Below are 15,315 nucleotides of genomic sequence, written 5' to 3'. Positions count from 1 at the left end.
GGGGCGCCCCCACGATCACCAACGATGGTGTGTCCATCGCCAAGGAGATCGAGCTGGAGGACCCGTACGAGAAGATCGGCGCCGAGCTGGTCAAGGAAGTCGCCAAGAAGACCGACGACGTCGCCGGAGACGGCACGACGACGGCCACGGTGCTGGCCCAGGCGCTCGTGAAAGAGGGCCTGCGCAACGTCGCGGCCGGTGCCAACCCGCTGGCTCTCAAGCGCGGCATCGAGAAGGCCGTCGAGAAGATCACCGAGACCCTGCTCAAGTCGGCCAAGGACGTCGAGACCAAGGAGCAGATCGCTGCCACCGCGGCCATCTCCGCTGGCGACCAGTCGATCGGCGACCTGATCGCCGAGGCGATGGACAAGGTCGGCAACGAGGGCGTCATCACCGTCGAGGAGTCCAACACGTTCGGCCTGCAGCTCGAGCTCACCGAGGGCATGCGGTTCGACAAGGGCTACATCTCGGGTTACTTCGTCACCGACGCCGAACGTCAGGAAGCGGTCCTGGAGGACCCCTACATCCTGCTGGTCAGCTCCAAGGTCTCCACCGTCAAGGACCTGTTGCCGTTGCTGGAGAAGGTCATCCAGGGCGGCAAGCCGCTGCTGATCATCGCCGAGGACGTCGAGGGCGAGGCGCTGTCCACCCTGGTCGTCAACAAGATCCGTGGCACCTTCAAGTCGGTGGCGGTCAAGGCCCCCGGCTTCGGTGACCGTCGCAAGGCGATGCTGCAGGACATGGCCATCCTCACCGGTGGTCAGGTCGTCAGCGAAGAGGTCGGCCTCTCGCTGGAGACCGCCGACGTCTCGCTGTTGGGCAAGGCTCGCAAGGTGGTCATCACCAAGGACGAGACCACCATCGTCGAGGGCGCCGGTGATCCCGACGCGATTGCCGGCCGGGTGGCCCAGATCCGCGCCGAGATCGAGAACAGCGACTCCGACTACGACCGCGAGAAGCTGCAGGAGCGCCTGGCCAAGCTGGCCGGCGGTGTTGCGGTGATCAAGGCCGGCGCTGCCACCGAGGTGGAGCTCAAGGAGCGCAAGCACCGCATCGAGGACGCGGTCCGCAACGCCAAGGCCGCCGTCGAGGAGGGCATCGTCGCCGGTGGCGGCGTGGCCCTGCTGCAGGCGGCCCCGGCCCTGGACAAGCTGAAGCTCTCCGGCGACGAGGCGACCGGCGCCAACATCGTCAAGGTGGCGCTGGAGGCTCCGCTGAAGCAGATCGCCTTCAACTCCGGGCTGGAGCCCGGCGTGGTGGCCGAAAAGGTGCGCAACCTGCCAGCGGGTCACGGTCTGAACGCGCAGACCAATGAGTATGAAGATCTGCTGAAGGCCGGCGTTGCCGACCCGGTCAAGGTCACCCGTTCAGCGCTGCAGAACGCGGCGTCCATCGCGGCGCTGTTCCTGACGACCGAGGCCGTCGTCGCCGACAAGCCGGAGAAGGCGGCCGCTCCGGTGGGCGACCCGACCGGCGGCATGGGCGGCATGGACTTCTAGGAAGTCAAGCGAAAAGCCCGGTCCCTTTTGGGGCCGGGCTTTTCGTGTGTGCGAGTGTGGGGGATAGGTACGTCCACACATCGAAATTCGTCCACAGGCCCCACGCTGGGCGGGCGCACAAATGCGGCCGCACACTCAACATGACGCCATGGACGATATCCCCTTTCGAGGCAGTCACGCGCTCAAGCGCAGGGCCGTCACCCGCAGTGAGTTGCGCACGAGATATCGAGCGGTGTTCCGCGACGTGTACATCGCTAAGGACGCGGAGCTGACGGCCGCCACCAAAGCGCGCGCGGCCTGGCTGTCGACGCGCGCAACTCTTGCCGGCCTGTCCGCCGCCGCCGTACTCGGCACGAAATGGCTCGACGGGGCCGCACCCGCAGAGATAGTGCGCGCTGACAGGCATGGTCAGCGGGGCATGGTTGTCCACAGCTATGAGCTGGCTGATGACGAGGTGCAGACGGTCGGGGGAATGCGCGTGACGACCGCTGCCCGAACGGCTTTCGACATCGGCTGCGGCCTGCCCGTCGCCAAGGCGGTACCGATCCTCGACGCGTTGCTCAATGCGACAGGCATCAAACCCGCGGACGTCATCGCTTTGGCCGACCGGCGCCCGGGGGCCCGCGGCATTCGGCGGCTGAGGGCCGCACTGGAGTTAGCCGACGGCGGTGCGGAATCGCCGCAGGAGACGAGGGTGCGGCTGCTATTGGTGGGTGCCGGACTGCCCAAGCCGGAGACGCAGATCGAGTTCCGGGATCTGCGCATCCGGGTCGACATGGGGTGGCGTGAAGGGAAGGTCGCCGTCGAATACGACGGCGTCCAGCACTGGGAGAACCGATACCAGCGCTCATGGGACATAGAGCGAATCGCCTTGCTGGAAGCGGCCGGCTGGTCTGTGATCAGAGTCAGTGCCGAGATGCTGTCCCGGCCGAATGCGATTGTTGAGCGCGTCAAGGCCAAGCTCGCCGAGCGTGGGGCCTACGGACGAATTCAAGGCAGTTCCTGTCCCTAGGGCCCACACTCGGCGGCTTGTAAGTTCGACGCGTGACTCTTCCGACTCCAGCACCCACCAGTACCGCCGTGGTGACCGGGGCATCGTCGGGCATCGGCGCCGACATCGCCCGCGAGCTGGCCGACCGCGGCCACGGCGTCACGCTCGTCGCCCGCCGCGAAGACCGGCTGCGCGACCTGGCGGACGAACTCGCCGGCCGCGTCCGCGCCGAGGTGATCGCCTGCGACATCGCGGATTCCGCCGCCCGGGCCGGGCTCTTCGACGAGGTCGACCGTCGCGGGCTGACTGCCGACATCCTCGTCAACAACGCCGGCATCGGCACCATCGGGTCGGTGACGAAAGCGCGTGTCGACGACGAGATCGCCCAGGTGCGGGTCAACGTCGAGGCCGTCATCGATCTGACCACGCGGGCGGTCCAGCAGATGGTGCCGCGCGGCCGCGGCGCGATCCTCAACGTCGGATCCACCGCGGGCTACTACCCCTTCCCAGGGCAGGTCGGCTACGCCGCCACCAAGGCGTTCGTGAAGACATACACCGAAGGACTGCGTGGGGAACTCGCGGGCACCGGTGTCACCGTCGCGCTGCTGTGCCCGGGGCCGGTGCGCACCGAGTTCCTGAAGAACGCGGGCATGGATGAGCGGACCTTTGCCGACGCATTCCCGAAGTTCCTGTGGATGGCGTCGCGTCAGGTGGCGTGCGCCGGAGTCGACGCGCTCGACCGCGACCGCGGAACGGTGATTCCCGGGCTGCCAAGCCGGATCAGCACCCGCCTGTTCCAGTTCATGCCGCGACGGCTGCTGCTGCCGCTGTTGGCTAATCAGCATCCGGGCCTGCGCCGGGACCGCTCAGCGAGCTGACGCGGGCCAGCGCCGCATCCAGCCCTCCGCCGGAAGTGCGAGTGCGTTGCAGAGCGTGCAGATCGTGCGGTACCAGCCGACGGCCGTCAGCAATTCGATCCGCTGCTCGTCATTAAGGTTGCGCCCCAGTGCTTTCCAGGTCGCCTCCGACCACGACCCGGTGCGCTCCAGTTCGTCCACCGCCTCGATCAGCGTCCGCTCGGCGGGGCTCCACCGCGCGTCGTCCGCGCCGCCGGTGACGAGCGCGCCGCACTCGTCGTCACTGATGCCGGCGATCGGGCCCCAGAACGCCGCCTGCCCGCCCCATTCGTACTCGCAGCCGACCAGCGCGCAGATGCGAAGGATCGCGATCGTCCGTGTTCGGGGCGGCAAAAGCGCTGCGACGTAGAGGGATTCACCGAGCTTGCGCAGCCGGGTGGCCAGCGCCGGGTGGCGCTGCAGGCAGCGCACCAGAAGCAGCGGCTCGTAGGTGCGGTCCGGGTGACCCCAACTGTTGATGCTCGTGGCATCTTCCTCGCTCCACGGCGGAGCGAGGGGCGCGACGCGGCTCACGCGACTGACTGTACGGCGTCAGGCCGGCTCTAGGCGGTTTCGGTGAAGACCACGCAGTCGTGCAGGCAACCCTTGGCCGCCTCGGGGGAGTCGGGGTCGGCATCGCGGTGCAGAAGCGCGCGGGTCGGCACGACGCTCAACCACGCAGTCTCGCCTTCGGAATCGGTGGTTTCGGCGTGGCCGTCGACGATCAGTGAGTAGCCGCCGGGCTCGGTCGGGGGCCACAGCAGTGTGACGTCGCGGCGCTGGGCCAGGTTGTTCCGCGTGCGCCCGCCGATGAGCCCGACGTCGATAGTTGCGTCACGCAGCGTCGGCTCGACCGTCACGGTGTGCACGCGATAGCCGTCGTCGACCGTGATCAGGTAGGCGAACGGGTAGTCGGTGAGAGCGGCGGCGAGCCGCTTGAGGTCCACCTTCTTCTTCGTGCGCATGGTTTCGAGGATATGCGGGAGAAAAGCCGGATGGGGCGTCAGTCGGGTTCGCTCGGCACTCCGGTGCCGGGGTCGGGAGTGTCGGGGGTGCGCTCGCCCTTGTCGAAGAAGCCCGAGCTGGGTATGCCCGAATCCCGCACGGGGGTGGTCCGCAGTCCCGGGTCGTTCCGCAGAGCCGAATCGCTACCGCCCGAGGGGAAGAAGCCGGAGGGGGCGGCGGTGGGCGTGCTCCTGAGGCTCGCGACGGGGGCCGGGCCGCTTGCCGGGCTGACGGCGTTCGAAGCGGCTGGGTCGACGCCCATTGCACTGGCGGAGACCGATTCGGCCGGTGGGGCGAAGGCAGGGGTGGCGGCGGGGTTCGGCACGGCCGAGTTCGCAATGGCCGCGTTGAGGCCGCCCGTGCCCGCGTTGGCCGTGTCGAGCAGGCTCGGACCGACGGCCGCCGGGGCGAGAGGACCGGTGCCGGAGTGGCCAGAGCTCAGCAGGCCCGTGTCCTGGCTGCCCAGGCTTCCCGCGGTCGGGTCTTGCATTCCCGTTTGCATCAAACCTATGTTCGCGGCACCGCTGTTGAAATAGCCCGCGTTGAGGGTGCCCGAGTTGGCGAAGCCGGCGTTGAGGGAGCCCGAGTTCCCGATGCCGACGTTCCCGCTACCGGAGTTGAAGAAGCCGATGTTATTGGTTCCCGAATTGAACAACCCGATGTTGCCGCTGCCCGAGTTGAAGCCACCGAAGCCGATCTGATTGTTGCCGGTGAGCCCAAACCCGAAGTCGTTGTTGCCGGTGTTGCCGAAGCCGACATTGTTGTTGCCCTGGTTGCCCAAGCCCAGGTTGTTGATGCCCGAGTTCCCGCCGCCGACATTCAGGAGGCCGCTGTTTCCGACGCCCAGGTTGGTGCTGCCGGAGTTGCCGAAGTTGATGCCGAGGCTCGACAAGACCTGCTGCCAGGGCGCCAACTGTGCCACGGCCGACGACGCGTCGGCGTGGTAATTGAACATTGCCGCGACGTCCGACGCCCACATCTGCTCGTAAGCGGCCTCGGTGTCCATGATCGCCGGGGCGTTGAGCCCGAACCAGTTTGTGGCCGCCAGCGCCTGCACCAGGGCGCGGTTGGCAGCCACCACCGCGGGCTGCACAGTCGCGACCAGCGCCGTCTCGAAAGCGGCCGCGATGGCCGAGGCTTGGCTGGCTGCCGCCTCCGCCTGGGCCGCAGCCGTGCTGAGCCAGCTCACATACTGGGTCGCGACGGCCATCATCGCGGTCGCCGACGCACCCTGCCATGAACCGTTGGTCAGATCCGACGTCACCGAAAAGAACGACGACGCTGACGACGCCAGGTCCCCGGCCAGCCCGTCCCATGCCGCCGCCGCAGCAAGCAGCGGCGCCGCTCCGGGACCGGCGAAGATTAGTGCCGAGTTGATCTCTGGCGGCAACCACGCAAAATGCGGGCCTGTCACTAACCCAACTTAACCGGGAGGGGCCTCCCTTCGTGGCGTTATCGAGCGGGTATGGGGATTGGTTGGCGGCCGCGTACCAATTTGCCGGGACGAGCGTCGGTGGGCACGCCATTTTCGGCGATTACTTCGCCGGACACGATCGTTGCGACGTACCCGTCGGCGGTCTGGTCCAGGCGACGGCCGCCGGCGGGCAGATCGTAGCTGATCACCGGCTTGTGCAGGCGCAGCGCGGCGTGGTCGATGACGTTGAGGTCGGCCTTGTAGCCGGCGGCGATGCGGCCGCGATCCGCCAGCCCGGCGATGTGGGCCGGCACGGAAGTGAGCTCCCGGACGGCCTCGGGCACCGTGAATCGCCCGGACTTGCGGTCGCGCGCCCAGTGCGCCAAAAAGTACGTCGAGTAGCTGGCGTCGCAGATCATCCCGTAGTGCGCGCCGCCGTCGCCGAGTCCCAGCACCACGTCGTCGCGGCGCAGTAACTTGCCGACGGTGTCCAGCGAATTGCCCTCCAGGTTGCTGGTGGCCACCAACAGCATCGCGCGGCCGTCGTCGTCGAGCAGCCGGTCGTAGGCCTCCTCCATCGGGGCCACACCCTTGGCCCGGGCCCGGGCCCCGATGCTGGTCGACGGGTCCGGCTCGTAGTCGGGGTCGTCGCCCAGCGGGAAGATCCAGTCCCACATCTGGGCCACGTACAGGATCGGATGACCCTGGCCGGGCTTGTCGGCCAGGATGCGGGCGCGGACCTCGGGCTTGCGCATCTCGGCCACCCGCTCGGCCAGGGGCAGGTGCGCGATCTCACGATAGCTGGGGTAGAGCACAAACGGGTTGGCGCTCAGCTGCAGCCCGATGATCAGCCCGATCGGGCGTGGCAGCAGCTGCGCGGTCACGTCACCGCCGGCCGCGTTGGCCTTCTCGATCATGGTGATGGCGTCCGGCCACGTCGGGTCGCCCGCGTTCGCGACGACGAGGGTGAAGGTGACCGGCAGTCCGACGTCCTCGGCGACGTCGAACACCGTCTGCAGCACCGGCTGATAGCCGCCGGCCGGAATGTCGGGCACGAACTGCAGCAGGCCGCCGCCCGCGTCGACCACACCTCGGGCGATCTCTTCGATCTCCTCGCGGGCGGCGTCGTAACTCGGTATGGGAGAACCGCTTTCGGTCTTGTGGATGGTTAACCGTGACGACGCGAAACCCAACGCCCCGGCCTTGATCGCTTCGGTGGCCAGCGCCCGCATCTTGGCGAGGTCCTCGGCGGTGGCCGGCTCGCGGTCGGCGCCGCGCTGACCCATCACATAGACCCGCAGCGGGGAATGGGGCAGGTAAGCGGCCACATCGATGTCGCGCCTGCCGGCGTCCAGCGCGTCCAGGTATTCGGGGAAGGTCTCCCACGTCCAGGGGAGGCCGTCGGTCATGACGACGCCGGGAATGTCCTCGACTCCGGCCATCACGTCGACGAGGACGTCATGGTCTTCTTTGCGGCATGGCGCGAACCCGACCCCGCAGTTGCCCATCACCACCGTCGTCACCCCGTGTGCCGATGACGGGGTCAGGCGCTCCGACCAGATGGATTGGCCGTCGTAATGGGTGTGCAGGTCGACGAAGCCCGGTGTGATCAACAGCCCGGTCGCGTCGATCTCCCGCTCGGCGGTATCGCCGTTTACGCTGCCGACGGCCGCGATGACGCCGTCTTGCAGCGCGACGTCGCCGACGTACGGCTCACCGCCCAGCCCGTCGACGATGGTGCCATTGCGGATGATGAGGTCGTAGGCCATCCAACAAATCTACGGCCGCGCGGGCGTCTCATGCCAGGATCTCTTCCGTGATCGACCACTCGGTCACGCGTAGGGTCGCCGATATGGTCAGCACCGACTCCGCCGGAACTGCACAGGAATTGCTTCGGGACGCATTCACCCGACTGATCGAACACGTCGACGACCTCACCGACGGATTGACCGACGAGTTGTCCGATTACCAGCCGACCCCGAACACCAATAGCATCGCCTGGCTGATCTGGCACAGCGCGCGGGTCCAGGACATTCAGCTGGCCCATGTGGCCGGTGTCGAGGAGGTGTGGACTCGCGACGGCTGGGTGGACCGATTCGGGCTGGATCTGCCGCGCCATGACACCGGCTACGGGCACGGCCCCGACGAAGTCGCGAAGGTGCGGGCACCAGCGGACCTGCTGTCCGGTTACTACCACGCGGTGCACAAGCTCACGTGCGAGTACATCGCCAGCGTGACCGCCGACGAGCTGTCCCGCATCGTGGACACCAACTGGGACCCGCCGGTGACCGCGAGCGCGCGGTTGGTGAGCATCATCGATGACTGCGCCCAGCATCTCGGGCAGGCCGCCTACGTGCGGGGGATCGCACAGTAAGTTTTCAGGCGTGCGATTCGCGGCCGCGATATTCAGGCTGGTGTTGTGGCTGGCCACCACGGTTGCGCTGGCGGTGGCAATCACCGCCACGTGGGCGCAGGCCAACATCGTCGACGAGGACGGCTACGCCGCACTGGCCCGGAAAGCGGCGGGCGATCCGGCTTTGCAGTCCGCCGTGGCGGCCGAGCTGACCACCCGGGCGATGGCGCTCATCAATGCGCACGGCGGCGGACGCTACCCGGACGACAGCTCGCAGGTGCACGATGTCGCCGCCGCTTTCACTGCCGGGCGAGAGTTTCCGCCGCTGTTCGCCGAGGCGAACCGGGCGGCACATGGCTGGTTGTTCAGCGAACCGCGTTCCGGCCAGAACGGCGACCAATGGGTGGTCGACGTGGCCCCGATGCTCAAAGATGGCTCGTTCCAACAGATTTTGAGCAGCTACAACGTGAACGTGCCCGCGAATCTGACGGTGCCCCTGACGGTGTTGGTGCCTTCAGGGTCCACGGGGTCCCAGCCGTTGCGGCAGGGACAGCTGAGCCGGGTCGCCACCTGGGGCCCCTGGGCGAGTATCGGCGCGATAGCCCTGAGCGCTGTCTGCGCGCTGCTGACGCTGGTCGCCGCGCGCCGCCGCGGCAAGGCGCTGACCAGCCTCGGCATCTCAGCCTTGCTCGTCGGCGCGGCCGGATGGGCAGGTATCGAGGTCGGCAGCCGGTACATCGACGAGGCGCTCAATGGCACCACCGGCGATATCCGGCGGATTGCTGAGGTGATGGTGAGCCACGCCGAGGCCGGCCTGCGCGAATGGCTCAACCTGACGCTGATCGCCGGCGCCGGGGTGGTGGCATTCGGCGTGCTCGTCGCGATCCTGGGCGGCCTTTTCAAAAGCCGTGAGAAGTCGGCCGTCAGCCGAAAGTGAACGAAAACACTTGCAGGCCTTTGCCGACCTGCATGTCGAGCTGATCGCGGCCGGCGGTGTCCCCGGAGTTGTTGCCCACGATCTGATGCAGGGTGGGTGGCCCCCCGATCGGTGTCGTGGTCGCCTTGCCGCCGCGGGTCACCGTGATGGTGCCGGTGCCGCCGACGACGGCGTAGACATCTTTCGCGGTGTAGTTCAACCGAATGGCGGCATCGTCGCTGTCGGCGGTGGCACCCTGACCGTCCAGGGTCCAACGACCGCGCAGGGCGAACCTGTCGTCGGCCAGCATCGCGGGATAGCGAAACGTCGCGGTGCCCGGCTTGTATTCGCCGTCGCCGCCGTAGTATCCGGCCTTGTCGACACCCAGGTAGGTCTCCGGTGTGAGCCTGCTTCGCGGCGTGGTATCGACGGAGTGCGTGGCGCCGGGTAGCCGCACATCGGGATCGGCGTCGACGAGCAGTTGGCGGATCAGCCCCTCGGTGATGTCGTAGTCGCCCTCGCCGAACTTGGTGTGCCGCACGGTTCCGTTCGCATCGATCAGGTACTCGGCGGGCCAGTAAAGGTTCTGGTAGTTGTTCCAGGTCGCGTAGTCGTTGTCCAGCGCGATGGGGTAGGTGATGTGCAACGCGGCGGCGCCACTGGCCACGTTGCCCGCGACTCGTTCGAACGCATACTCCGGGGTGTGCACACCGATCACGACGAATCCGTCGTCGTGGTACCGGTCGTACCAATCGACCACGTGGCCGATGGCCCGTTGGCAGTTGACGCAGGAGTACGCCCAGAAGTCGACCAAGACCACCTTGCCACGCAGGGACGCCAGGTCGATCGGGGCGCCGCCCGGGGTGTTGAGCCACTGGGTGATCCCGGTGAGCGCCGGCGCAGGCCCACACTGTTGTAGCCGGTCCGCGCCGTCGGTGCAGTCGGCCAGTTGGCCGTTAACGGCGCTGCCCGGCTTCAACTTGTTCCGGATATCGTTGGCCCCGATGCCTTTCTGCATGGCCTTTTGAAAGGCCATTGTGTAGTCGGGGACGGCGCGCTGCAGCATCGCGGGCAGGTTGAAGACCAGCGCCACGGCCAGCACGATCATCGTGATGCCGCCGGCGATCTGGATCACGCGTTGCCGGCGGCGGAATGCCGCGACCCGCTCGGCAATGCGCCGGCCGGCCAGCGCGAAGACCAACAGCGGCAAAGCCGTGCCGATCGCGAACGTCGCGGTCAGGATCAGCGTCGCCGGGCCGATGGACGCGGTGCCGCCGGCGACCACGATGGCGGCCAGCACCGGTCCCGCGCACGGCACATACAGCGCGCCCAAGGTCAGCCCAAGCCCGAAACCGCTTCTGGCGCTCCCGATTTGGCTTCCCGCTGAACCCAGCGGGATGCGGGCAAACGGTCGCTCGATCAGATGCTGCAGTGGCGGGAAGATCAGGCCGAGGCCGATGAGCGTCAGCGTCACCAGGGCCGCCCACCGGATCGCGTCCTGCTGCAGATGCAGCGACGAGAGCAGGGTCGAACCGGCCAGGGTGACCACGCTGAAGCTGCAGACCAGGCCGGCGATCACCACATACGGCCGAGCCGCGCGGGTGCTGCCGGCACCGGAGAAGAACACCACCGGAAGCACCGGCAAGATGCACGGCGAGATGCCGGTGATCAGGCCACCGAGAAATCCGATCAGGGCGACTGTTCCCATGGCTGCTATCCGGAATGACCGCGGTTATGGACGGGCTTGCGACTCAGGCGATCTAGTCGCTGTATGCGTAGGAATGATCCGACGGCTTGGGTACGACCTGCGCGGCCGGGGTTCTGGCCGGCCGGGAACGCACTCGTATCGGCCACCAGAACCAGCGGCCCAGCAGCGCGGCGATGGACGGCGTCATGAACGCCCGCACGATCAACGTGTCGAACATCAGACCCAGACCGATGGTGGTGCCCACCTGTCCGATCACCCGCACGTCGCTGACCACCATGGATGCCATGGTGAACGCGAACACCAGGCCCGCGTTCGTCACGACCTTGCCGGTACCGCCCATCGAACGGATGATGCCCGTATTCAGGCCGGCATGAATTTCCTGCTTGAACCGGGAAACCAACAGCAGGTTGTAGTCAGATCCCACTGCCAACAGGACGATGACGGACATCGCGAGCACCATCCAGTGCAATTGAATACCGAGAATGTGTTGCCAGAACAGCACCGATAGCCCAAAGGAAGCACCCAGTGAAATCGCCACCGTGCCCACGATGACCCCGGCGGCTACCAGGGCCCGGGTGAGGATCAGCATGATGATGAAAATCAGGCAGAGCGAGGAAATTCCCGCGATCATCAGATCCCATTTGGCGCCGTCGGCGATGTCCTTGAACACAGCCCCCGTTCCGGCCAGGTAGATCTTTGCGTCCTCCAACGGGGTTCCCTTGAGCGACTCCTCGGCCGCGGTGCGTATCGCATTGATACTCGCGATGCCCTCGGCCGATGCGGGATCTCCCCGGTGCAAAACGATGAAGCGAGCCGCGTGACCGTCGGGCGACAGGAAGTTCTTCATGGCGCGCTTGAAGTCCGCGTTTTTGAAGACCTCGGGCGGCAGGTAGAACGAGTCGTCGTTCTTGGAGGCGTCGAAAGCGTGACCCATCGCCGTCGCGTTGTCGCTCATCGCGTCCATCTGGTCGAATATGCCGGACATGGTGCTGTGCATGTCCAGCATCATGGTCCGCATGTTCACCATGGTCTCGATCATCGGCGGGAACTGCGCGATCATCTGCGGCATCAGCCGATCCAGGTCTTTGATGTCACCCACGAGCGAGTTCAGTTTCTCGGTGATCTGATCCACGCCGTCGATTGCGTCGAATATCTGTCGGGTCGACCAGCAGATCGGAATGTCGAAACAGTGCTTCTCCCAGTAGAAATAACTGCGGATGGGCCGCCAGAAATCATCGAAGTCCGAGATGCGATCGCGCAGCTCGTTGGTGATTTGTTGCATCTCTTCGGTGTCGCCGACCATGCGATGAGTGGTGGCGACGAGCTGCGTCATCAGGTCGTACATGCGTTGCATGGTGACGATCGTCTTGGTCATCTCGTCGGCCTGCTTGAGCATGTTGTTCATCTGGTCACGCTGGTATTTCATACTCTGCAACTGACCGGCGTTTTGCATGCTCAACTGAAACGGTATCGACGTGTGGTCCATCGTCGTTCCGTCGGGCCTCGTTATCGCCTGGACGCGGGAGATTCCCGGAACGCGGAAGATGCCTTTGGCCAGCCTGTCCAAGACCAGAAAGTCGGTCGGATTGCGCATATCATGATTCGACTCGACCATCAAAATCTCTGGCTTCATCCTGGCCTGGGAAAAGTGGCGGTCCGCCGCCGTAAAGCCCTCATTGGCGGGGATGAAGGGGGGCAGATACTCCCGGTCGTTGTAGCTGGCCTTGTATCCGGGCAAGGTGAGCAGGCCGATAAGAGCGACGGCGGACGTTACCGCGAGAATGGGCAGCGGCCAACGAACCACGGCGGTACCGACCCGGCGCCAGCCACGAACCTTGAGCAGCCGCCTGGGGTCGAACAGACCGAAACGGCTGCCGATGGTAAGGACCGCCGGACCCAGTGTGAGGGCGACCAGTACCGCGACCAGCATCCCTGCCGCGCAGGGAATGCCCAGGGTTTTGAAGTAGGGCATTCGGGCGAAGCTGAGGCAAAACGTCGCCCCGGCGATCGTCAATCCGGAGCCCAGGATGACGTGAGCCGTCCCGCGGTACATGGTGTAGAAGGCAGTTTCCCTGTCCTCGCCGGCCTGGCGGGCTTCTTGGTAGCGGCCAATGATGAAGATCCCGTAGTCCGTACCGGCGGCGATCGCCAGTGAAGTGAGCAGGCTAACCGCAAAGGTGGAGAGTCCGACGTGTCCGTAATGCCCCAACACCGCGACCATTCCCCGCGCAGCGGTCAACTCGAAACCGACCGTGACCAGCAGCAGAATCACGGTGAGGATTGAACGGTAGACGAGTAGCAACATCATCAAGATCACCGCGACGCTGGTCCCAGTGATCTTGAGCATGGATCTGTCGCCACTGTGGTGCAGATCTGCAGCGAGTGCCGACACCCCGGTGACGTAGGCCTTGACCCCGGGCGGCGGCGGGGTGCTGGCCACGATTTTGCGGACGGCTTCAACGGAGTCGTTGGCCAGCGGCTCGCCCTGATTACCGGCGAGATTCACCTGGACAGTTGTGGCCTTCCCGTCGATACTTTGGGCGCCCGCTGCCATGAGTGGATCACCCCAGAAGTCCTGGACGCTCAGCACGTGCGTTTTGTCTTCGCGCAGCTTGCGGATCAGGACGTCGTAGAACCTGTGGGCGTCGTCACCGAGGGGCTGGTCACCCTCCAGCACGATCATCGCCGAGCTGTCGGTCTCTCCTTCATTGAAGGCGTGGCCGATGCGTTTCAGCGCCACCATCGATGGCGCGTCCGTGGGACTCAGCGATACCGACCGCTCCTGCCCGACAACTTCCAGCGATGGGACGAACAGGCTCAGGATGACGGCAATTGCCACCCAGAACAGGATGATCGGCACCGCGAAGGTGTGCAGCGTCCTTGCGATGAAGGGCCGTTCGGTATGGGTGTGGTCGGTGAATCCGGTGGAACCACCGATGAGTTTGGTACTCACGCGGCCTTCACCAGACAGAACGTGTAGGCGTGGACCTCGTTGGAAATTTTCTCGGCTTTGACCACGTCGTCCACCAGGATGCGGCAGCCAATGCTATCGCTATTGCCTCGTGCTACAAGGTTTCCCATCACGGCCGCCTTGTCGGTGGTGATGTGTAGCGACCACGGCAACAGTGCGCCGTCGACGCGTTGCGGGTCCGCGTTGACGTCGAAATAGCTGATGTCCGCAACTGTTCCGGGCGGCCCGAAGACTTCGTACGTAATCCGTTTGGGGTTGAACGGCTTGGGGTTTTGCAGGTTGCTGTCGGCATACGACTCGTGCTTTTCGGAGCCGAAGTAACCGTGGACCCGGTACACCATGAACGCACCGACTACCACCACCGCCAAGATGACCAGTGGAATCCAAGTTCGCGACAGCAGCTTGAAAATTGGAATCCCTTCGGCTGGCATTCCGTCGGCGGACGGTCCGTCGTACTCAATACATGGTCAGTCAGAGATCGCCGTGCCGGCCCGGCCGCCCGCACGCCAATCCCGCTAGGAACCTCAGCTCCGCCCACCCGGGCCCGCAGCGATTGGCGCAGCCAAGCCTAACCTAAGTAAATCATGGCCCGTTCTCGCCCGTGCCCGGAACCTCGACTCCTTCCCCTCGCGCCCTGAAGTGTAACGCATATCACGTGCGTAACGGGAACTCCTGGGCCTGCCGGTCGCCCGCAAATCACACGGCGTGCGTTATACAAATCACACGATGTGCGTTATCCTCTGCCGGTGGCGCAGCTTACGTTTCAGCGCGCCCGCACGGAGGAGAACAAGCGCCGACGTGCGGCGGCCCTCGTGGAGGCTGCGCGCTCCCTGGCGCTCGAGACCGGCGTCGCGTCGGTCACGTTGACCGCCGTCGCCGGTCGCGCCGGAATTCACTACTCCGCGGTGCGCCGCTACTTCACCTCCCATAAGGAGGTCCTGCTGCACCTCGCCGCCGAAGGGTGGGCGCGCTGGTCGGACAGGGTGTGCGAGGAGCTGGGCGAGCCGGGGCCCACGTCGCCGGCACGGGTGGCCGAGACGTTGGCCAACGGGCTGGCGGCGGACCCGCTGTTTTGTGACCTGCTCGCCAACCTGCACCTGCACCTCGAGCATGAGGTGCACATCGACAGGGTTGTCGAGATCCGGCGGACGATCACCGTAGCCGCGGTCGCGCTCGCGGACGCCATCGAGCGTGCGTTGCCCGCGCTCGGCCGGTCCGGCGCCTTTGACGTCTTGATCGCCGCCTACTCGTTGGCCGCCGCTTTCTGGCAGATCGCCAACCCCCCGGAACGGCTGACCGACACCTATGCCGAGGAGCCGGAGGTCCTGCCGCCCGAGTGGAACATCGAGTTCGCATCCGCCCTTACCCGAGTGCTGACCGCCACCTGCATCGGCCTCGTCTCCGAATCCCGATTAGCAGAAAAGGAAACGTGAGTGCCATGACTCGGCGAACTGGAGCTGCTGAGAACGATGCCGGACTGGATGACCGCGTGGAACTGGGGCACAACGAGCACTTTGGCGCCGGGCCGTCTAAAGTACTTAGCGCGCCAAACGATCCAGCGG

Annotated in this window: 13 protein-coding genes; 6 read left to right on the top strand and 7 right to left on the bottom strand. The window is 65.8% G+C overall.

Going from position 1 to position 15,315, the window contains the following annotated elements:
* The 3 genes from groL to ACLP4W_RS21310 form a co-directional block, all read left to right on the top strand.
* On the top strand, positions 1 to 1,499 hold a 1,499-nt coding region (gene groL / locus ACLP4W_RS21320; protein WP_442389356.1), incomplete at its 5' end, for a chaperonin GroEL.
* Between the two features lie 148 nt (positions 1,500 to 1,647).
* Positions 1,648 to 2,511 (top strand): endonuclease domain-containing protein, encoded by an 864-nt coding sequence (locus ACLP4W_RS21315; protein ID WP_442389354.1) that lies wholly within the window; start codon positions 1,648 to 1,650, stop codon positions 2,509 to 2,511.
* A 32-nt stretch (positions 2,512 to 2,543) separates the two neighbouring features.
* Positions 2,544 to 3,368, top strand: a complete 825-nt coding sequence (locus ACLP4W_RS21310; RefSeq protein WP_442389353.1) for an SDR family NAD(P)-dependent oxidoreductase — start codon at positions 2,544 to 2,546, stop codon at positions 3,366 to 3,368.
* On the opposite strand, the gene ACLP4W_RS21305 is transcribed toward ACLP4W_RS21310, so the two are convergent.
* From ACLP4W_RS21305 to ACLP4W_RS21290, 4 genes are read right to left on the bottom strand one after another with little or no spacing between them, the layout of a single operon-like run.
* Positions 3,357 to 3,920 carry a carboxymuconolactone decarboxylase family protein gene (locus tag ACLP4W_RS21305; RefSeq protein ID WP_442389351.1) on the bottom strand — a complete coding sequence of 188 codons (564 nt, stop codon included), beginning with the start codon at positions 3,918 to 3,920 and terminating at the stop codon, positions 3,357 to 3,359. The genes ACLP4W_RS21310 and ACLP4W_RS21305 overlap by 12 nt on opposite strands.
* A gap of 29 nt (positions 3,921 to 3,949) precedes the next feature.
* Complete coding sequence (locus tag ACLP4W_RS21300; RefSeq protein WP_442389349.1) at positions 3,950 to 4,351, bottom strand: pyridoxamine 5'-phosphate oxidase family protein; 402 nt, start codon at positions 4,349 to 4,351, stop codon at positions 3,950 to 3,952.
* A 38-nt stretch (positions 4,352 to 4,389) separates the two neighbouring features.
* Positions 4,390 to 5,805, bottom strand: a complete 1,416-nt coding sequence (locus ACLP4W_RS21295) for a PPE domain-containing protein (RefSeq protein WP_442389347.1) — start codon at positions 5,803 to 5,805, stop codon at positions 4,390 to 4,392.
* A 38-nt stretch (positions 5,806 to 5,843) separates the two neighbouring features.
* Complete coding sequence (locus tag ACLP4W_RS21290; RefSeq protein ID WP_442389345.1) at positions 5,844 to 7,574, bottom strand: N-acyl-D-amino-acid deacylase family protein; 1,731 nt, start codon at positions 7,572 to 7,574, stop codon at positions 5,844 to 5,846.
* An 83-nt stretch (positions 7,575 to 7,657) separates the two neighbouring features.
* Here ACLP4W_RS21290 and ACLP4W_RS21285 point away from each other — a divergent pair, with 83 nt between their 5' ends.
* Positions 7,658 to 8,179, top strand: coding sequence for a mycothiol transferase (locus tag ACLP4W_RS21285; protein WP_442389343.1), 522 nt, complete (start codon positions 7,658 to 7,660; stop codon positions 8,177 to 8,179).
* A 10-nt stretch (positions 8,180 to 8,189) separates the two neighbouring features.
* Entirely contained in the window at positions 8,190 to 9,095 is a 906-nt protein-coding gene (locus tag ACLP4W_RS21280) for a hypothetical protein (protein ID WP_442389341.1), read from the top strand.
* On the opposite strand, the gene ACLP4W_RS21275 is transcribed toward ACLP4W_RS21280, so the two are convergent.
* The 3 genes from ACLP4W_RS21275 to ACLP4W_RS21265 are packed head-to-tail and all read right to left on the bottom strand — an operon-like array spanning position 9,082 to position 14,154.
* Positions 9,082 to 10,782: a cytochrome c biogenesis protein DipZ gene (locus tag ACLP4W_RS21275; RefSeq protein ID WP_442389339.1), complete on the bottom strand. Its 1,701-nt coding sequence runs from the start codon at positions 10,780 to 10,782 to the stop codon at positions 9,082 to 9,084. The two genes, ACLP4W_RS21280 and ACLP4W_RS21275, sit on opposite strands and share 14 nt — an antisense overlap.
* Before the next feature lie 52 nt (positions 10,783 to 10,834).
* Positions 10,835 to 13,720 carry an MMPL/RND family transporter gene (locus ACLP4W_RS21270; protein ID WP_442389362.1) on the bottom strand — a complete coding sequence of 962 codons (2,886 nt, stop codon included), beginning with the start codon at positions 13,718 to 13,720 and terminating at the stop codon, positions 10,835 to 10,837.
* 11 nt (positions 13,721 to 13,731) lie between these two features.
* Positions 13,732 to 14,154: an MmpS family protein gene (locus ACLP4W_RS21265; protein ID WP_442389360.1), complete on the bottom strand. Its 423-nt coding sequence runs from the start codon at positions 14,152 to 14,154 to the stop codon at positions 13,732 to 13,734.
* Positions 14,155 to 14,481: 327 nt separating this feature from the next.
* Between ACLP4W_RS21265 and ACLP4W_RS21260 the strand changes: the two genes are divergently transcribed.
* On the top strand, positions 14,482 to 15,186 hold the full coding sequence (locus tag ACLP4W_RS21260) for a TetR family transcriptional regulator (protein ID WP_442389337.1): 705 nt from the start codon (positions 14,482 to 14,484) through the stop codon (positions 15,184 to 15,186).
* Positions 15,187 to 15,315: the final 129 nt, after the last annotated feature.

This window comes from Mycobacterium sp. (genome assembly GCF_052145595.1).
GTDB lineage: Bacteria > Actinomycetota > Actinomycetes > Mycobacteriales > Mycobacteriaceae > Mycobacterium.
This window is presented reverse-complemented; position numbering and strand designations above follow the sequence as displayed.